A 19366-nucleotide genomic window follows, 5' to 3' on the forward strand; every position below is an offset into this window, starting at 1 on the left:
CATGGCGGTCTATACGCAGGTCTCGGCCGAGGCGCTCGGAACGTTCCTCGCGCGGTACGATCAGGGTGCGCTGGTCTCCGCTAAGGGAATCGCCGAGGGGGTGCAGAACAGCAACTACCTCGTCGAGACCACCGCGGACCGGTTCATCCTGACGCTGTACGAGGAATGGACGTCGACCGACGACCTGCCCTTCTTCCTTGCGATGCTCGATCATCTGGCCGCGGCGGGCAATCCGGTGCCGCGCGCGCTGCCCGATCGCGACGGTCTCGCGATCCAGCAACTCGCCGGGCGCTCGGCCTGTCTGATCGAGTTTCTGACCGGCGTGTCGGTGTCGCACCCCACCCCCGCACAGGCACGGGCGGCCGGCGCGGCGATGGGCGAGCTCCATGCCGGGCTGGCGGACTTCGCACCGACCCGCGCCAACCCGCTGGGCGCCGACACCTGGCGCCCGCTGCTCGAGCGGTGCGGTGCGGGGATCGACACGATCGCCCCCGGGCTGTTCGCGCGGATCGAGGCAGCGCTGGCGCGGGTGCTGGCGCAGTGGCCGCGCGACCTGCCGGTGGCGGCGATCCATACGGACCTGTTCCCGGACAATGTCCTGATGCTCGGCGACCGCGTGACCGGGGTGATCGACTTCTACTTCGCCTGCACCGACATCCGCGCCTATGACCTGGCGGTGATGCACAGCGCCTGGGCGTTCGACGCGACCGGCGAGCGTTACGATCCTGCGATCGGCGCGGCGCTGATCTTGGGCTATGAAAGCCGGTTCGCGCTGTCCAAGGCGGAGCGCGCCGCACTGCCGATCCTCGCGCAGGGCGCCTGCCTGCGCTTCCTGCTGACGCGCGCCTGGGACTGGGTCAACACGCCGGCCGATGCGCTGGTGACGCGCAAGGATCCGCTCGCCTATTGGCGGCGGCTCGAAGCCTATCTCAAGGACGACCTGTTCGCATGACCGACGACGCTGCCGCGACAACGATGACCAAGGTCGAGATCTATACCGATGGCGCCTGCAAGGGCAATCCGGGACCGGGCGGCTGGGGCGCGGTGATCCGGATGGGCGCGCACGAGAAGGAATTGTCGGGCGGCGAGCCGCAGACGACCAACAACCGGATGGAGATGACCGCGGCGATCGAGGCGCTCAACATCCTCACCCGGCCCTGCGCGGTGACGCTGTACACCGACAGCAAATATGTGATGGATGGCCTGACCAAATGGGTGAAGGGCTGGCAGCGCAACGGCTGGAGGACTGCGGACAAGAAGCCGGTGAAGAATGCCGAGCTGTGGCACGCGCTGCTCGCCGCGGTCGCGCGGCACAAGATCGAGTGGCAATGGGTCAAGGGCCATGCCGGCCACCCCGAGAACGAACGCGCCGACACGCTGGCCAGCAACGCCGCGATCGCGGCGATGACGCCCGGCCGCCGCTAGGCTGACACGAAGCGGCGGGGCGAATAGCGGTGCGGATCGATCCCCGCCACCGCAGGATCAGGCGACGTCCCGAGCAGCAACGCGGCCGCAAGACGCGCCGCCGCCGGTGCGGTCTGGATGCCGAAGCCGCCCTGCCCCGCGCACCAGAAGAAGCCGGGTTCGCTCGGGTCGAAACCATAAACCGGCAGCCGGTCGGGCGCGAAGGTCCGCAGGCCCGCCCAGCGGCGTTCGGCCTGCGTGACCTGCCAGTCGACCGCCTGTTCGAGCCGGTCGATCGCGATCGCGACGTCGATCTCCTCTGGCGCGGCATCACAGGGGTCGGTCGGCGTCTCATCGTGCGGACTGAGCCACAGCCGCCCGCCGAGTTCGGGCTTGAAATAGAAGCCGCCTGAAATGTCGGCGACATGCGGCATGCCCGCCGCGGCTGCGGGATCGGTCCGCAGCTGGACCATCGTCCGCCGGTAGGGCTGAAGTCCGATCGGTGCCACGCCCGCACGCCGCGCGACGCTATCGGCCCAGGCCCCCGCCGCATTGACCAGCACGGCGGCCTGAAACGTCCCCGCCGCAGTCTCGATGCTCCAGTGCCCCGAGTCGCGGCGCGCCGCCTTCAGCGCGGCCCCGGTGACGAGATCGGCGCCGCCCCGCCGCGCGGTCGCCAGGTCGTGCGCGTGCAGCCCGGCGACGTCGATATAGGCGCAGCTCGGCTCGTGCACGCCGAGCGTCCAGTCGGGGCGAAGGCCGGGGAGGAACGTCGCCGGATCGACCCGGTCGAGCTGCACGTCGCTGTCGGCGAACTCGGCGAGGAACCGGTCGATCGCGGGCGCGTCCTGCGCGCGGCCGATATGGAGCGAACCCAGCGGCTGGAGATGCCCGCCGGCCCTGAGCACCGGGCCTGACGCGGTCGTCAGCGGCTGGATGTCGGGGCCACCATAGGTTTCCGACCAGAAGGCCGCGGACCGCCCCGTCGCGTGGTAGCCCGGCATGTCCTCCGCCTCGAGCAGCAGCACGCGCGCATGCGGCGCGAGCATTGCGGCGAGGCTGACCCCCGCCATTCCCGCGCCGACGATCGCGACGTCGTAGACGCTCATCGGCGCGGCACCGTGTCGTCGAGAAACGCGTCGAGCGCGGCCAGCGCACGGTCACGTACGGCATCCGATTCGCGCAGGATCTCATGCGCCGATTCAGGTCCGAACCGCACCAGCCGCGCGTCGCGCAGCCGCTCGACGATACGGACCGCCGCATGCGGATCGACCAGCTTGTCGGCATCCGCGAGCAGCATCAGCACCGGCGTCGCGATCGTCTCGACGCGCGGATCGCAGGCGAGCGCGGCGGACCCGGCAAATGCTTCGGACAGCCAGGTCCAGCTCGGCGGACCGAGTTGTAGGTCGGGCTGCGCCTCGTGCCACCAGCGTTCGTCGTGATAGCGGTCGGCGTCGTGGGTGAGCAGACGCTGACGCGAGGCGACGGGCCCGGGCCGTTCGTTCTGGCGCCAGGCCGCGCGGATCGGGGCACGCCGCGCCATGTAGCGCGCGATCCGGCCGCTCAGCCGCGCGCCGAGCGGTGAGCGCAGTCCCAGCATCGGTGCGACGAGGATCGCCGCCGCCGGGTCGATCGTCCCCGCCGTCAGCGCGCGCATCACCATCAGCCCACCCATCGAATGGCCAAGGATCGCCGTCGGGATGCCGCCATCGCCTTCGCCGCGCCACTGCCGCCAGAAGCCGGCGAGATCGGCGTCGTAGGTCGCGAAGTCGTCGACATGGCCGACATAGGGGTCGGGGGACAGCCGCCCCGACCCGCCCTGCCCACGCCAGTCGAGCGAGGTCACCGACCAGCCGACGCTGCGCAGATGCGCGATCGTCTCGAGATACTTCTCGAAACTGTCGCCGCGACCGGCCTGGAAGAGAAAGCGTCCGCGTGGGTTGGGTGCCGGCCAGTCGAACCGCCTCAGGCTCCAGCCGTCAGGCGCGACCCAGCGACTGACGCGGGCATCGTCGGGAATCGCGCGCCGACTCGCGGCTGGCACGATCGGTGCGACGGTGGTGCGGGCATGCGGACGGACCGGACCGGAGGCGGGCCCGGAGGTCGGATCAGAATCGAACATCGGCGACACAGTTACTTTTTCGAAAGCCATACCCGCTAAATGTAGTGCATGGGGTCGACGTTTACTCTTCCAATTCTACTTTTTCTGCTCGCCGGGCTGCTTGTCCTCGCTGCGATCGAGGACGCACGGACGCGGGAGATCGCCAATGCGAAGACCGCCGCGATCGTGCTGCTCGCGCCCTTGTGGTGGTGGGCCAACGGCCTGTCGCCCTGGCCCGACATGGCGATTCAGATCGGGATAGCCGCGGCGGTCTTCGCGCTGTTCTGCATCGCTTTTCATTTCGGGCTGATGGGCGGCGGCGACGTCAAGCTGATCGTCGCGCTATCGCTATGGCTGCCGTTCGGCGCGTTCATGGCGATGCTGATGGTGATGTCGATCGCGGGCGGCGTGCTGACCGCGGGGATGCTGATCGCAAGGAAGCTGGCCATGCGCCGCGCCGATTCGGGCGTCGAAAACGCCGCGATCGAGGTGCCCTACGGCATCGCGATCGCCTTTGCAGGGCTCGTCGCGGTCCACGAACCACTCCTTAACTCCCTGCGGTAGATACTTAATGTTCGATCAATCACACGGCGCCCGAAAGGCACGATGAGTCATGGATAGTCGCAAGCTCATATTGCTGGTCGGTGCGTTGATCGTGGCGGCGGTCACGGCCTTCTTCGCCCGCACGCTGATCGCGGGCAGCGCAGCCCCGCAGGCGACCGCGGTGGCGATGCAGCCCGCCGTGATCGACGGCCCGGAAGTGCTGGTCGCGACCCGCGCGCTGCCGGTCGGCACGATCCTCGACGCGACCGCATTGAAGTTCCAGCCCTGGCCCAAGGAGCTGGTCGACAACGCCTATTACCTGAAGGACAAGACCGACCTGAAGGCGCTGCAGGGCACCGTGGTGCGCAACATGATCACCGCGGGCCAGCCGGTAACGCAGGGCGCGCTGGTCAAGCCCGGCGACCGCGGCTTCCTCGCGGCCGCGCTCGGGCCCGGCATGCGCGCGGTGACGGTCCCCGTCTCGGAACAGGCGTCGGTCGCGGGGTTCGTGTTCCCGGGCGATCGGATCGATCTGGTGCTGACCCAGGCGGTGGCGGGGGGCGGCGACGGCGATCCGCTGAAGGTGTCGGAGACGATCATGCGCAATGTGCGCGTGCTCGCGACCGACCAGCGCACCGACAACAAGGTCGGCGACGACGGCAAGACCGTCGTCAGCACCTTCTCGACGGTCACGGTCGAGACGACGCCCAAGATGGCCGAGGAGATCGCGGTCGCGCAGACGGTGGGCACGCTGTCGCTGTCGCTCCGCTCGATCGCGGACAATGCGGGCGAACTCGAGGACGCGATCGCGTCGGGCAGCGTGAGCGTGCCCGCGGGGTCGGATCCCAAGGCGGAGCGCGCGATGCTGCTGCGTCTCGCGAGCCAGCCGTCGTCGGGTGCGAGCAGCTACGTCACCGGCGCGGACGTGTCGCGCTACCAGCGCAGCACCGTGCCGGGCAAGGCGGTCGCGTCAGGCGGTCCGGGGGGCTCGGCACAGATGATGATGCCGGCTGGCGTACCCGGCGGCGCGCCGGCGGGAGCCCCTTCGGGCGCGATCGCGTCGGGCCCGGTCGTCCGGGTCGCCCGCGGCAACAGCATGACCATCGTTCCGGTGGGGGGGAAGTAAGATGCGTACGAGCATGACAGGGATGCGGGCGTCGCTCGGCTGGTCGTTCGCCGCGGTGCTCGCCGCGGCAGGCACCGCGCCCTCCGCGCCGGCCATCGCCCAGGCGCAGGTCTCGGCCGCTCCCGCCGGGCTGGTTCAGGTCAACACCGGGCGTGGCCGGCTGGTGACGCTGTCGCGGCCGATGAGCGACCTGTTTGTCGCCGACGACACGATCGCCGACGTCCAGGTCCGCTCGCCAACGCAGCTCTACATCTTCGGCAAGAAGACCGGCGAGACGACGATCTCGGCGACGGCCAAGGGCGGCGCAATCGTCTACAGCTCGACCGTCCGGGTCGGCAACAATCTTGATTCGATCCAGCAGATGCTCGGGCTGGCGATGCCCGAGGCGCAGGTTGTCGCGACGCCGATGAACGGGCTGGTCCTGCTCACCGGCACGGTCGCCGCGCCCGAGGATGCGGCGGAGGCCGAACGCCTGGTGCAGGCGTTCGTCGGCGATGCGACCAAGGTCCTGTCGCGGCTCAAGACCGCGACGCCGCTCCAGGTCAATCTGCAGGTCCGCGTCGCCGAGGTTTCGCGCAGCTTCGTCAAGACGATCGGCGTCAACCTGACCAGCCGCGGGTCGGGCAATTTCCTCTTCAACATCGCGCAGGGGCGGCAAGGCACCATCACCACGGTCCCCGGCGTCGTCGGGGTTCCCGGCGCGGCGATCGACGCGAACGGCGCGGTGCCCGGCAACACGCTGTTCGGCTTCCCCGCCAAATCCACCACCGGCTCCACGATCGGGATGGCCGGGCGCCTGCTGGGGCTCGACCTGCTCGCGGCGATCGACCTTGGCGAACAGACCGGACAGGTCTCCACGCTCGCCAACCCGAACCTCACCGCGCTGTCGGGGGAGACGGGGACGTTTCTCGCAGGCGGCGAAGTGCCGATTCCGATCGCGCAGGCGCTGGGCACGGTGTCGGTCGAGTATAAGCAATATGGCGTCAGCCTCGCCTACACGCCGACCGTGCTCTCGGACGGTCGCATCTCGTTGCGCGTCCGCCCCGAAGTGTCGCAGCTCGATTATTCTAACGCGGTCACGCTGAACGGCACCCGCGTGCCGGGGCTGACGACGCGGCGGACCGAGACGACGGTCGAGCTCGGCTCGGGCCAGAGCATGATGATCAGCGGGCTGCTGTCGAACAACCACAACAACACCTATGACAAGACGCCGGGGCTCGCGAGCCTGCCGATCATCGGCGCGCTGTTCCGCTCCAACAGCTTCCAGCGCAACGAGACCGAGCTGGTGGTGATCATCACCCCCTATCTGGTCAAGCCGGTCAACAACCCGGCGGACATCGCGCTGCCCACCGACGGCTACAAGGCACCGACCGATGCCGGCCGGGTCCTGCTCGGCGATCTCGGCGGCGGAACGACGGGCGGGCGCCGGCCGGTGCCGAGCGTCGCGCCGATGGGCTATGCGAACCCCGCAATCGGCGCTGCCGCCCCGGTCGGCCCCATCCCGACCCGCGACCCGCAGCAGCCGGCTCTCACGACGGGCACCAAGCCGAGCACGAAGACGAGCAAGGGCGCCACGCCGATGCCCGGCTTCTCCAACTGATCCCGCGCCGCGCCATGTTTCAAGGACTTCGCACGATGACGAAACACCCGATCCTGCTGCTATCGCTCGGATCCGCGCTGCTGCTCGGCGGCTGTATGGGAACCGAGAATCGCGGTCTCGAATCGGTTCACCAGCCGATCGTGAGCCGCGCCAACTATGCGCTCGACCTCGGCACCGCCGGCGGCACGCTGGCGCAGGGGGAGGCGCGGCGGCTGGCGGGATGGATGACGACGATGCGGGTCGGCTATGGCGACCGCGTCGCAATCGACGATCCCGCGGGCGAAGCACCGATGGCGCGCGCCGAGATCGCCGACGTCGTCGCGGGCTATGGCCTGTTGCTGTCCCCCGACACCCCGGTCACGCAGGCGCCGGTCAGCCCCGGTGCGATCCGGATCGTCGTCACGCGGATGCGCGCCGATGTCCCCGGCTGCCCCGACTGGTCGCGCGACGCGAGCATCGACATCGCCAGCCATACCTCGTCCAACTATGGGTGCGCGATGAACCGCAACCTTGCGGCGATGGTCGCGCGGCCCGAGGATCTGGTGCGCGGCTCCGGCGACGCCGAGACCTATGACCCGGCCTCCTCGTTCAAGGCGATCGATGTGTATCGCCGCGCGGTGCCGACTGGCGCAAACAACGCGCTGCGTTCCGAAACCACAGGGGGCAAGTGATGAACGCACCCTGGAAGCCCGCAGGCATCGCGCACCGCGAACCCTTCGCCGCCTATGTCTGCGACGAGGCGACCGCCGAGGCGCTGCGCCCGATCGCGGCCGAACTCGGCTGGTCGGTCGACAAGGTCAGCAAGGGCGGTCTGCGCAACGCGATCCAGTCGCTGTCAGTGTCCGCCAGCCCGCAGATCCTGTTCGTCGACCTCGCCGAATCGGGCGATCCGCTCAACGACATCAACGCGCTGGCCGAAGTGTGCGAGCCCGGCACGGTGGTGATCGCGGCAGGCCAGGTGAACGATGTCCGGCTCTACCGCGATCTCGTCGCCAGCGGGATCCAGGACTATCTGCTCAAGCCGCTGCATCCCGACATGCTGCGCGAGGCGTTCGGCCATGCGCAGGCGATGCTCAGCGCGCCCAAGCATGTCGAACATGCCCCCGCGCGACCGCAATGCTCGATCGCGATCATCGGCACGCGCGGCGGCGTTGGCGCATCGACGATCGCGACGTCGGTCGCCTGGCTGATCGCGGAGAAGGAACAGCGCGCGACCGCGCTGCTCGATCTCGACGTGCATTTCGGCACCGGCGCGCTGTCGCTCGATCTCGAGCCGGGCCGCGGGCTGACCGATGCGATCGAGAATCCGAGCCGGATCGACGGGCTGTTCATCGAGCGCGCGATGGTCAAGGCGTCGGAGAAGCTGTCGGTGCTGAGCGCGGAGGCGCCGATCAACGCGCCGCTGATGACCGACGGCGCCGCTTTCTACCAGCTGCAGGAGGAGATGTGTGCGGCGTTCGACTGCACGATCGTCGACCTGCCGCGTGGCATGCTGGTCCAGCATCCGCATCTGATCAGCGAGGTCCACCTCGCGGTGCTCGTCACCGACCTGACGCTGGCGGCGGCGCGCGACACGATCCGCCTGCTGTCATGGATGAAGTCCAACGCGCCGAAGACCCGGGTGCTCGTGCTTGCCAACCGGATGCATGCCGGCGGCCAGCTGGAGATCAGCCGCAAGGATTTCGAGGGCTCGATCGAGCGGCGGATCGATCATGTCGTGGTGTTCGACCAGAAGCTCGCGGCGCAGGCCGCCAAGCTCGGCAAGCCGATCGTCGAGGCCGGCAAGACGTCGAAGACGATCGTGCCGATCGTCGCGCTCGTCACCGAACTGATGGTCGCGGTCGATGCCACCGGTACGGAGGCTGCGAGCACCAAGACGCCCCGCCGGTCGGGCGGCGTCTCGCTGCTCGGCAAGTTCAGCGACCTGAAGGGGCTGATGGCCAAGCGGGCGACCAAGTCGTGACGCCGCACGGGTCGCGGATGCGCGCCGATCGGGCGCAGAGGGCCTAAGGTGGCGATGGACATCCTTCCCGTCATCATGGTCGCGCTGGGCGGCTGCACCGTGCTCGGCCTGCTGGTGTTCGCCTTTGCCGGTCCCTCCACCGGGCGCGCCCAGACACGCCGGGTCGCGTCGCTGCGTCTGCGCCACGGGGACGGCGTTGCCATGCCCGAGGCGCAGATGCGCCGGATCGCGATGGCGGGCGACACGCGGATGGATCTGGCGGTCGGGCGGTTCCTGCCCAACCGTGCCGAGCTTGCCAAGCGGCTGGCGATGACCGGCAAGGACTGGACCGTCGGACAATATGGCATGGCGACCGCGGGGCTGACGCTGGTCGTCGCGTTCCTGATGCTGGTGCGTGGCATGCCGATCTTCCTCGCGCTGTTCGTCGGCCTGTTCGTCGGCATCGGCATCCCGCATCTGGTGGTCGGCAAGGTCCTCAAGCGCCGGGTGGCCAAGTTCACGCAGAAGTTTCCCGACGCGATCGAGCTGCTGGTACGCGGCTTGCGCTCCGGTCTGCCGATCAGCGAGACGATCGGCGTCGTCGGCGCCGAGGTCGATGGTCCGGTCGGCGAGGAATTCCGATCGGTCAGCGACAAGATGAAGATTGGCCGGACGATGGACGTCGCGCTCCAGGAAACCGCGGACCGGCTCGGCACGCCCGAATTCCAGTTCTTCGTCATCACCATCGCGATCCAGCGCGAGACCGGCGGCAATCTGGCCGAGACGCTCGCCAATCTCGCCCACGTATTGCGGATGCGCGCGCAGATGAAGCTGAAGATCAAGGCGATGTCGTCCGAGTCCAAGGCGTCGGCCTATATCATCGGCGCGCTGCCGTTCATCGTGTTCGGGCTGATCTGGTTCATCAACGGGACGTACATGCAGAAGTTCTTCATCGACGAGCGGCTGATGGTGATCGGCATGGGCGGGCTGTGCTGGATGGCGATCGGGTCGTTCATCATGTCCAAGATGATCAGCTTCGAGATTTAGGAGCAGGATGATGGGTGAGACCGCCGGACCTATGCTGCTCGGATTCGACGTCCTGTGGGTCGCGACGATCCTGTCGGGAATCGCCGCCTTCGCGGTGATGGTGGCGATCTATGCCGCCACCACGGTCAGCGATCCGATGGCCAAGCGGGTCAAGGCGCTCAACGATCGTCGTGAACAGCTGAAAGCGGGCATCACCGCCTCGACCAAGCGCCGTGCCAAGCTCGTCCAGCGCCACGATGCCGCGGACCGTATGCGCGGCTGGCTGTCGTCGATGAAGGTCCTGCAGGACAGCCAGGTCAAGGCGGTCCAGGTCAAGCTGGCGCAGGCGGGAATCCGGTCGAAGGAATGGGCGCCCGCGGTGATCTTCGGCCGGCTCGTCCTGCCGATCGTGATCGGCGGCGCGATGGTCATCTGGGTCTATGGCACGGACGGCTTCGCGACGTGGAGCCCGCTCAAGAAATACGGTCTCGTCGCGGTCAGCTTCATCCTCAGCTACAAGGCCCCCGACCTGTATCTCGACAACAAGATCACCAAGCGCACCGATGCGATCCGCAAGGGCCTGCCCGACGCGCTCGACCTGCTGGTGATCTGCGCGGAGGCGGGGCTGACGATCGATGCGGCGTTCCACCGCGTCGCGCGCGAACTCGGCCGCGCCTATCCCGAACTGGGCGAGGAGTTCACGCTGACCGCGATCGAACTGGGCTTCCTGACCGACCGGCGCAGCGCGTTCGAGAATCTCGCCGGCCGTGTAAAGCTCGACGCGGTGAAGGGCGTCGTCACGACGATGGTCCAGACCGAGAAATATGGCACCCCCCTCGCCTCGGCGCTGCGCGTGCTGTCGAACGAATTTCGCAACGAACGGATGATGCGCGCCGAGGAAAAGGCCGCGCGGCTGCCGGCGATCATGACCGTGCCGCTGATCCTGTTCATCCTGCCCGTGCTGTTCGTCGTCATCCTCGGGCCGGCGGCCTGTTCGATCTCGGATGCGTTGCTCAAGAGCTGAGGCAACCGCAGCCGCAGCGGTTCGTTGAGCCCCCGTAACAGGAGGGTTTTCACGATGCCGTTGTTTTCCACACCGACGCAGTTCGCCGCACTGGGGCTGGTCCTGATCGCGGGCTGGCTGCTGGGCCTCGCCAGCCATCCCGGCGGCAAGAAGTGGAAGGCGCGCTACCTCGCCGAGCGCGATGCCCATGGCGCGACCCGCAAGGAGACCGACCTGCGTGCGAGTGCCGCCGAACAGCGTGCGGTCGAGGCGGAGCATGAGAATGCGCGATTGGTGAAGGCGGCAGCGGCAGCGCCGGTGGCGGCACCGGTGGCTGCACCGGTCGCCCGGACGACGGCGGCGCCCGTCTCGCGGGACCGGGATGTGGCCTATTCGGACGGCTATGCAACGGGCCGGCCGGGCTATGCGACCGACGGGTCCAAGCGCGGCTGGTTCGACTTCAACCAGCGTCGGTGAGGGTTCGGGGGCGCCGTCCCCCAAAACTTTGTTCTCCCGCGAAGGCGGGAGCCCAGTCTGGATCTCCGCCTTCGCGGGGAAACACTCTTTTGCACTACCCCGGCGGAGGCCGGGGCCCAGTTGGGAATGTTTGGTAGCTGTGGAGGGTCCCTAGTTACTCTGGACATTCCACCTGGGCCCCGGCCTCCGCCGGGGTGGTTGGTTACTGCTTGTTCAGCGCCGCCTGCGCCGCCGCAAGCCGCGCGATCGGCACGCGGTACGGGCTGGCCGAGACGTAATCGAGGCCGACCTTCTCGCAGAATGCGATACTCGCCGGGTCACCGCCATGCTCGCCGCAGATGCCGAGCTTGATGCCCGAGCGCGTCTTGCGGCCACGTTCTGCGGCGATCTCGATCAGTTCGCCGACACCCTCAACGTCGATGCTGACGAACGGGTCCTTCGCATAGATGCCCTGTTCGACATAGGCGCCGAGGAACCGCGCCGCGTCGTCGCGGCTGACGCCCAGCGTCGTCTGCGTCAGGTCGTTGGTGCCGAACGAGAAGAATTCGCCGACTTCCGCGATCTCGCCAGCCCGCAGCGCGGCGCGGGGCAGCTCGATCATCGTGCCGACCAGATATTCGATCGTCCGGCCCTTGTCGGCGAAGACCGCCTGCGCGGCCTTGTCGACGACCACCTTCATCAGCTCCAGCTCACGGCGGGTCGCCACCAGCGGGATCATGACCTCGGGGATCGGGGCCGCGCCAGACTTCTCCGCGACGTCGACCGCCGCCTCAAAGATCGCACGCGCCTGCATCTCGTAGATCTCGGGATAGGTCACGCCGAGACGGCAGCCGCGATGGCCGAGCATCGGGTTGAACTCGTGCAGTTCCGCCGCGCGACGCTTGAGCGTGTCGACGTCGATCCCGGCCGCGGTCGCGACTTCGGCGAATTCGGACTCCTCGTGCGGCAGAAATTCGTGGAGCGGCGGATCGAGCAGACGGATCGTCACCGGCAGCCCGGCCATCACTTCGAGGATCTCGGTGAAGTCCTTGCGCTGTTCGGGGAGCAGCTTCTCGAGCGCGGCGCGGCGGCCCTTCTCGTCGCTCGCCAGGATCATCTGGCGGACGTTGGTGATGCGGCTGCTCTCGAAGAACATGTGCTCGGTGCGGCACAGCCCGACGCCCTCCGCGCCGAACTCGCGCGCGACCCGGCAATCCTCGGGCGTCTCGGCATTGGCACGGACCTTGAGGCGACGAACCTCGTCCGCCCAGGTCATCAGCGTGCCGAAATCACCCGACAGCTCGGGCTGCACGGTCGCGACCGCGCCGATCATTACTTCGCCGGTGCTCCCGTCGATCGTGAGCAGGTCGCCCTCCTTCACCTCGCGGCCGCCGCAGCGCATGATCTTCGCCTTGGTGTCGATCGACAACGTACCCGCGCCCGAGACGCACGGGCGCCCCATGCCGCGCGCAACGACCGCCGCATGGCTGGTCATCCCGCCGCGTGCGGTCAGGATGCCGCGCGCCGCGTGCATTCCATGAATGTCGTCGGGCGAGGTTTCGGTCCGGACGAGGATCACCGCGACGCCGTCGGCGGCCTTCTTCTCCGCCGCATCCGCATCGAACACCACCGCGCCCGAGGCTGCGCCCGGCGAGGCGGGAAGCCCCTTGGTCAGCACGTCGCGCTTGGCATTGGGATCGAGCGTCGGGTGGAGCAGCTGGTCGAGCGCCATCGGCTCGACGCGCAGGATCGCCTCCTCGCGCGTGATCAGCCCCTCATTCGCCATGTCGACCGCGATCTTGAGCGCGGCCTTGGCGGTCCGCTTGCCCGCGCGCGTCTGGAGCATCCAGAGCTTGGTCTTCTCGACCGTGAACTCGATGTCCTGCATGTCGCGGTAATGGTTTTCGAGCGTGTCGAAAACGCCCGCGAGCTGGCCGTACACCTCGGGCATCGCCTCTTCCATCGAGGCGGCCTTGGCGCCGGCGTCCTCGCGCGCGACCTTGGTGAGATATTGCGGGGTGCGGATGCCGGCGACGACGTCCTCGCCCTGCGCATTGATCAGGAACTCGCCGTAATAGGCGCGGTCGCCCTTCGACGGATCGCGCGTGAACGCGACGCCGGTCGCCGAGGTGTCGCCCATATTGCCGAACACCATCGCCTGGATGTTGACCGCGGTGCCCCAGCTGGCGGGGATGTCGTTGAGCCGGCGATAGACCTTCGCGCGCTCCGACTGCCACGAGCCGAACACCGCACCGACCGCGCCCCAGAGCTGGTCGTGGACGTCCTGCGGGAAGGGCTTGCCCCAGAGCTTTTCGACGAGGCCCTTATATTCGGTTACCAGCGCGCGCAGGTCGTCCGCGCTCAGCTCGGTGTCGAGCGTGAAGCCCTGGTCTTCCTTGGCGATCTCGAGCGCTTCCTCGAACGCGCCGTGATCGAGCTCGAGGACGACGTCGGCATACATCTGGATGAAGCGGCGATAGCTGTCCCACGCGAAGCGCGCGTCCTCGGACTTGGCAGCGAGGCCCTCGACCGTCTCGTCGTTGAGCCCGAGGTTGAGGACGGTGTCCATCATCCCCGGCATCGAGGCGCGGGCACCCGAGCGGACCGAAACGAGCAGCGGGTCGGCGGCGTCGCCGAACACCTTGCCGGTCACGCCCTCGATATGCGCGAGGCCGGTGGCGACCTCGTCGCGCAGGCCCTGCGGGAACTGGCCGCCCTCGTCATAATAGACCGCGCAGAAATCGGTCGAGATCGTGAAGCCCGGCGGCACCGGCAGGCCGATCGACGCCATCTCGGCGAGGTTCGCGCCTTTGCCGCCGAGCAGGTTCTTGTCGCCCTTGCCGCCGTCCGAAACACCGCCGCCGAAACGGTACACATATTGGGTCATCGCAGGTCCTCTAGGTGTTGTTGCGCGCAAGGCGGCAGAGATTGTCTTTGCAAGCGGGGCGGGTCAGCCCTCGATCTTTGAAAAGTCCGCGACGTTGTGCACTGCGGCGCGAACACGCTCAAGTAGCGCGAGACGGGCGGAGCGCTTGGCGGGATCAGGGTCGTTGACGATAACGCTATCAAAGAATGCATCGATCGGCGCCCGCAGCGACGCGAGCGCGGCCATCGCCGCGGCGAAATCTTCGGCCGCGATTGCTGCAGTTGCGCGAGGTTCCGAGGAGTCGAGCGCGGACTGGAGCGCGGCCTCTGCGGGTTCGGGCGCATACTGCTCCCTCTCCCCTACGCGGAGAGGGGAAGTAGAAGGGGCTTCCTTCTTCAGAATATTGGCCGCGCGCTTGTAGCCGGCGAGCAGGTTCTTCCCATCCTCGGTCGATATAAAATTCGCGAGCGCTTTGGCCCGCGCTTCGACCCGATCAATGCGGTCGTCGCTTCCAGTGCTCCAACCGGTGGAAGCTTGGACGTAATCATAGCGGATGCCGGCTTCGCGCAGCTGAACGCCGAGGCGATCATGCAGAAAGTCGGAGAGTACTATACCGAGCGCAGCGTTCTCTTCCCCAGACCAGGCGCGAGCTGCCGCGTCGATCTTGAATTTGAGATTGGCCTTTTGAATGGTCCGCAAGACACCCAGAGCGGCCCTTCGCAAAGCGAACGGGTCTTTTGAGCCAGTTGGAAATAGCTTCACGGCAAAGAACGAGAATAGCGTATCCAGCTTGTCCGCCAGCGACACCGCTACCGTCACCGGGTCAGTCGGGACATCATCGCCCTGCCCGACCGGCTTGTAATGGTCGCGGATCGCGGCAGCGACGGCGGGGTGCTCGCCTTGGGCTGCGGCGTAGTAGCCGCCCATCAGGCCCTGCAATTCGGGAAACTCGCCGACCATGCCGGTGACGAGATCCGCCTTGGCGAGACGCGCTGCGCGATCGGCGAGGTCTGCAAGCCCCTCCCCTTCAGGGGAGGGGTTGGGGTGGGGGCTGTCCGCGGACACGGACTTGGGCATTTGCGGAGACTCCCCACCCCCGGCCCCTCCCCTGAAGGGGAGGGGGGCAGAAGTTACAATACCCTCTTCTACCAGCCAGCGTGCGAGCTTGGCGACGCGGTCGACCTTGTCCGCCACCGTGCCGAGCTTTTCGTGGAAGACGATCTTTTCGAGCTTCTCCGCCTGCTCTTCGAGCGGCACCTTCAGGTCGGTGTCGTAGAAGAATTTCGCATCCGACAGACGCGCGGCGAGGACCTTGCGGTTGCCCTCGACGATCTTCGCGCCGCCGTCGTGCGCAGCGATGTTAGCGGTACAGACGAACGCGTTCGCCAGCGTCCCGTCGGCGCTGCGGCAGACGAAATATTTCTGGTTCACACGCGCGGTGAGCTGGATCACCTCGGGCGGCACGTCTAGAAACGCCGGATCGAACCGGCCGAGCAGCGGGATCGGCCATTCGGTGAGCCCGGCATTCTCGGCGACGAGGCCCTCGTCCTCGATCAGTTCGAGCCCGGCCTGAATCGCAGCCTCGCGTGCGTGATCGCGGATCAGGATCGCGCGCTCGTCCTGGTCAACGATGACATGGCAGGCGCGCAGCTTCTCGACATAGTCGTGCGCACCGCCGATCGTGATCTGGTACGGATGGTGGAAGCGGTGGCCGAGTGTCGCGGCGCCGCTCGCGATGCCGGCAATCTCGAACGGCACGATCGTCTCGCCGAGCAGCGCGACGATGCCCTGCAGCGGGCGGACCCATCGCAGCGATTCGGTGCTGGCGGAGGCATCGCCCCAGCGCATCGACTTGGGCCAGGGAAACGCGCGGACGATCGCAGGGATCGCCTCGGCAAGCACGTCCGCGGTGGCGCGGCCGGGCTTTTCGGTGACCGCGAAGAACGTGCCGACACGATCGACCAGCTGCTCGCGCATGAGGCCGGTCTTGCGGAGGAACCCTTCGAGCGCCTGCGGGGGCGCCGACGTCTTGGGGCCCTTCACCTCTTCGGAGACGGCGGCGGTCTCGATCGGCAGGTCGCGTGCGATCAGCGCCAGGCGGCGCGGCGTCGCGTAAGTGACGATATCGCTGGTGGCGATCCCGGCCTTGGCGAGCTCGGCGCTGAACAGCTTGGCGAGATCTTCACGCGCGCGCGCTTGCATGCGGGCGGGGATTTCTTCGGAGCGGAGTTCAAGAAGGAAGTCGGTCACGCGGGGCGCTCCATCTTCGCGCCATCGCGCCTTTGCGTGAACATGATTTTCTCACGCGAAGGCGCAAAGGCGCGAAGAGATAAGAAGGATTGATCGGGGCCTGCGGCGCTGCGGAGGCGCGTCATGCGGCCCATCCGTGTTTGTCCATCCAGGCGGCGCAGGCGCCTTTGGCGAGGTCGCGGACGCGGCCCATATAAGCCTGGCGTTCGGCGACCGAGATGACGCCGCGGGCCTGGAGCAGGTTGAAGACGTGGCTGGCCTTGATCGCCTGCTCATAGGCCGGGATCGGCAGCTTGTGGCTCAAGCTGTTCTCGCATTCGGCGACGTGCTTGCGGAACTGGTCGAACAGCGAGTCCGTGTCGGCGACCTCGAAGTTCCACTTCGACATCTCTTGCTCGTTTTCCAGGAACACCTCGCCATAGGTCACCCCGGCGTCGTTGAACGCGAGGTCGTAGACGCTGTCCTTGTCCTGGATATACATCGCCAGCCGCTCGAGCCCGTAGGTCAGCTCGCCCGCAACGGGCTTCATGTCGAAGCCGCCCATCTGCTGGAAATAGGTGAACTGCGTCACCTCCATGCCGTCGCACCAGACCTCCCAGCCAAGCCCCCAGGCACCGAGCGTCGGGCTTTCCCAATCGTCCTCGACGAAGCGGATGTCGTGCTTCAGCATGTCGATGCCGATCGCAGCGAGCGAGCCCAGATAGAGTTCCTGGAGGTTCGCCGGCGATGGCTTCAGGATCACCTGATACTGGTAATAATGCTGGAGCCGGTTGGGGTTCTCGCCGTAGCGGCCGTCCGTGGGACGGCGACAGGGCTGGACGAACGCGGCGTTCCACGGTTTCGGACCGAGCGCGCGGAGCGTCGTCGCGGTGTGGAACGTGCCCGCACCCATTTCCATGTCGTAGGGCTGCAGGATCAGGCACCCGTGATCACTCCAATAGTCATGGAGCGTGAGGATCATGCGCTGGAAGCTAAGAGGCTTTTTCAGGGGCTGGGTCACGCGCGGGCTTTGGCGGATGGGGGTGCGCGAGGCAAGTGGTGCGTTGCGATCGCGCATCCTACATGGGGCCGACCAACGATGAGGATGCCCTCCCCTTGAAGCTGTTTTCCCGACTCGCGTCGCTTCGCTCCGCCCCGCTGCGCTCGACGCTGTCCGCCATCGCGATGGCGTTCGCCCTCCCCGCCTGCGCGCAGGTCGCGCCCAAGCCCGCGCAGGCCGCCAACGATGCCGATCCCGCCCTGTGGGTGGTGAAGGACAAGGACACGACGATCTACCTGTTCGGGACGATCCATGTGCTGAAACCCGGCATGACTTGGTTCGACGAGGCGGTGAAGACCGCGTTCGACCGCTCGCAGCAGGTCGTGCTCGAGCTGGTGATGCCCGATCCCGCCAAGATGCAGACCCTGGTCATGGCGACCGGCGTGACGAGGGACGGGCCGACGCTGACCGAACAGATCCCGGCGGACAAGCGCGCCGCCTATGCCAAGGCAGTGACCGATCTGGGGCTGCCGGCGAACGCGTTCGACCGGTTCCGCCCGTGGCTCGCGGCGACCAACCTGTCGATCGCGCCGCTGTCGAAGCTTGGCTATGACGCCGCGAACGGGCCCGAGCAGGTGATCACTGCCGCGGCCAAGGCGGCGGGGAAGCCGGTGACGGGGCTGGAGACGGCGGAACAGCAGCTGGGCTATTTCGGCGGGCTGTCGCAACAGGCACAGCTGCAGTTCCTCGGCAGCACGATCGACGAACTCCCCAAGCTCGAGACGACGATGGCGACGATGGTCGACGAATGGGCGAAGGGCGATCCCGAGGCGCTCGCCAAGGAGATGAACGAGAGCCTGAAGGATTCGCCCGAGGTGGCAAAGATCCTGCTGGTCGATCGCAATGCCCGATGGGCGGAGTGGGTCGCGAACCGGATGAAGAGCCCGGGGACGGTGTTCGTCGCGGTCGGCGCCGGACATCTTGCGGGTGCCGATAGCGTTCAGGCGCAACTGGCGAAGCTCGGCGTGACGGCGGAGCGGGTCAAGTATTGAGCGACCGAATCCCTCTCCCCTCGGGGGAGAGGGAGGGAGGAGCCGTAGGCGACGGAAGGGTGAGGGCACGCAGTTGGGGCAGACCGTGCCCTCACCCTCCCACACGCAAGTGCGTGCGGGCCCCTCCCTCTCCCCCGCGGGGGAGAGGGGGAATATTGCTTTTCGCCGTCGCTTCCGCTATGCGCCCGCGCTTCCGGTCCATGGTCATCCCTGGAGGCGTGGGCGGGAAGAACAACAAACGAGTTTCGGAGAATATTGATGAGCGACCAGTTGACGCTCGCAGCCGAGACGCGTGACCGGGTTGGCAAGGGAGCCTCCCGGGCGCTGCGTCGTGATGGCCGCGTGCCTGCCGTGATCTACGGCCTGAACAAGGAACCCACCTCGGTTCACCTCGAGGAAAAGGCGCTGATGAAGGCGCTGATGACCGGCCACTTCATGAATTCGGTCGTGATGGTCAACGGCGTGCGCACGCTGCCCAAGGACGTTGCGTTCCACCCGGTCACGGATCGCCCGATCCATGTCGATTTTCTGCGCATCGGCGAGCATTCGACCGTCACGGTCGCCGTGCCGATCGTGTTCACCGACGAGGACGACGCACCGGGCATCAAGAAGGGCAAGGGCGTCCTCAACATTACGCGCCATGAGGTCGAGCTGGTCGTCGACGCATCGGACATCCCGAGCGAGATCTCGATTTCGCTAGCCGGCATGGAAATCGGTGATTCGATCCACATCAGCGACGTGACGCTGCCCAAGGGCGCGACGCCCGCGATCGACGACCGCGACTTCGCGATCGCCACGATCGTGCCGCCGACCGTCCCGACCGTCGAGGACGAAGAGCTCGAGGCTGAAGTCGCCGAGGCGCAGGCTGCCGAGGCTGCTTCGGACGAAGAGCCCGTGGTCGAGCCTAACGACGATCACAACGACGACGACAAGATCACGCCGCAGAAGAAGGACTAATCTCCTTCGTCTTCGGATGATCTGGCGGGCGGGAAAGCTAGGGCTTTCCCGCCCGTTTCGT

General features: G+C 67.3%; 17 protein-coding genes. 12 read left to right on the plus strand and 5 right to left on the minus strand.

The window, feature by feature from the left end; all coding sequences use genetic code 11:
- Position 1: 1 nt before the first annotated feature.
- The gene (gene thrB, locus IFT54_RS11015) at positions 2-952 is read left to right on the plus strand and encodes a homoserine kinase (protein WP_192070661.1); all 951 of its coding nucleotides are present in this window, start codon (positions 2-4) and stop codon (positions 950-952) included.
- The gene (gene rnhA / locus IFT54_RS11020; protein WP_166746142.1) at positions 949-1425 is read left to right on the plus strand and encodes a ribonuclease HI; all 477 of its coding nucleotides are present in this window, start codon (positions 949-951) and stop codon (positions 1423-1425) included. Before thrB ends, rnhA begins: the two co-directional genes overlap by 4 nt.
- Here rnhA and IFT54_RS11025 read toward each other — a convergent pair.
- Together IFT54_RS11025 and IFT54_RS11030 are read right to left on the minus strand one after the other, a co-directional pair.
- Positions 1422-2513 (minus strand): NAD(P)/FAD-dependent oxidoreductase, encoded by a 1092-nt coding sequence (locus IFT54_RS11025; protein ID WP_192070662.1) that lies wholly within the window; start codon positions 2511-2513, stop codon positions 1422-1424. The genes rnhA and IFT54_RS11025 overlap by 4 nt on opposite strands.
- Complete coding sequence (locus IFT54_RS11030; protein WP_192070663.1) at positions 2510-3526, minus strand: alpha/beta fold hydrolase; 1017 nt, start codon at positions 3524-3526, stop codon at positions 2510-2512. Before IFT54_RS11030 ends, IFT54_RS11025 begins: the two co-directional genes overlap by 4 nt.
- 48 nt (positions 3527-3574) lie before the next feature.
- Between IFT54_RS11030 and IFT54_RS11035 the strand changes: the two genes are divergently transcribed.
- Genes IFT54_RS11035 through IFT54_RS11070 form a run of 8 tightly spaced genes read left to right on the plus strand, consistent with a single transcriptional unit; the run spans position 3575 to position 11222 of the window.
- Positions 3575-4069 carry an A24 family peptidase gene (locus tag IFT54_RS11035; protein ID WP_031395063.1) on the plus strand — a complete coding sequence of 165 codons (495 nt, stop codon included), beginning with the start codon at positions 3575-3577 and terminating at the stop codon, positions 4067-4069.
- Between the two features lie 49 nt (positions 4070-4118).
- Positions 4119-5174 (plus strand): Flp pilus assembly protein CpaB, encoded by a 1056-nt coding sequence (gene cpaB / locus IFT54_RS11040; RefSeq protein ID WP_031441592.1) that lies wholly within the window; start codon positions 4119-4121, stop codon positions 5172-5174.
- A gap of 13 nt (positions 5175-5187) precedes the next feature.
- Entirely contained in the window at positions 5188-6774 is a 1587-nt protein-coding gene (locus tag IFT54_RS11045) for a type II and III secretion system protein family protein (protein ID WP_192070664.1), read from the plus strand.
- Between the two features lie 35 nt (positions 6775-6809).
- Entirely contained in the window at positions 6810-7445 is a 636-nt protein-coding gene (locus IFT54_RS11050; RefSeq protein ID WP_244648850.1) for a CpaD family pilus assembly protein, read from the plus strand.
- Positions 7445-8737, plus strand: a complete 1293-nt coding sequence (locus IFT54_RS11055; protein ID WP_192070666.1) for an AAA family ATPase — start codon at positions 7445-7447, stop codon at positions 8735-8737. The genes IFT54_RS11050 and IFT54_RS11055 overlap by 1 nt, the downstream gene beginning before the upstream one ends.
- Before the next feature lie 54 nt (positions 8738-8791).
- On the plus strand, positions 8792-9763 hold the full coding sequence (locus IFT54_RS11060) for a type II secretion system F family protein (RefSeq protein ID WP_192070667.1): 972 nt from the start codon (positions 8792-8794) through the stop codon (positions 9761-9763).
- A gap of 7 nt (positions 9764-9770) precedes the next feature.
- Complete coding sequence (locus IFT54_RS11065) at positions 9771-10766, plus strand: type II secretion system F family protein (RefSeq protein ID WP_192070668.1); 996 nt, start codon at positions 9771-9773, stop codon at positions 10764-10766.
- 54 nt (positions 10767-10820) lie between these two features.
- Positions 10821-11222, plus strand: coding sequence for a hypothetical protein (locus tag IFT54_RS11070; protein ID WP_192070669.1), 402 nt, complete (start codon positions 10821-10823; stop codon positions 11220-11222).
- Between the two features lie 202 nt (positions 11223-11424).
- On the opposite strand, the gene ppdK is transcribed toward IFT54_RS11070, so the two are convergent.
- The 3 genes from ppdK to IFT54_RS11085 form a co-directional block, all read right to left on the minus strand.
- A complete protein-coding gene (ppdK, locus tag IFT54_RS11075) occupies positions 11425-14088 on the minus strand; it encodes a pyruvate, phosphate dikinase (protein WP_192070670.1) in 2664 nt (887 codons plus the stop codon).
- Between the two features lie 63 nt (positions 14089-14151).
- Positions 14152-16317, minus strand: coding sequence for a glycine--tRNA ligase subunit beta (glyS, locus tag IFT54_RS11080; RefSeq protein ID WP_192070671.1), 2166 nt, complete (start codon positions 16315-16317; stop codon positions 14152-14154).
- Between the two features lie 121 nt (positions 16318-16438).
- Positions 16439-17278, minus strand: coding sequence for a glycine--tRNA ligase subunit alpha (locus tag IFT54_RS11085; protein ID WP_192070805.1), 840 nt, complete (start codon positions 17276-17278; stop codon positions 16439-16441).
- Positions 17279-17481: 203 nt separating this feature from the next.
- Here IFT54_RS11085 and IFT54_RS11090 point away from each other — a divergent pair, with 203 nt between their 5' ends.
- Complete coding sequence (locus tag IFT54_RS11090) at positions 17482-18348, plus strand: TraB/GumN family protein (protein WP_192070806.1); 867 nt, start codon at positions 17482-17484, stop codon at positions 18346-18348.
- Between the two features lie 258 nt (positions 18349-18606).
- Positions 18607-19305, plus strand: a complete 699-nt coding sequence (locus IFT54_RS11095; RefSeq protein WP_043156676.1) for a 50S ribosomal protein L25/general stress protein Ctc — start codon at positions 18607-18609, stop codon at positions 19303-19305.
- The last annotated feature ends 61 nt before the right edge of the window (positions 19306-19366 follow it).

It is taken from the genome of Sphingomonas sp. CFBP 13714, from assembly GCF_014842205.1.
In the GTDB taxonomy this organism is placed as follows: Bacteria; Pseudomonadota; Alphaproteobacteria; order Sphingomonadales; family Sphingomonadaceae; genus Sphingomonas; species Sphingomonas aerolata.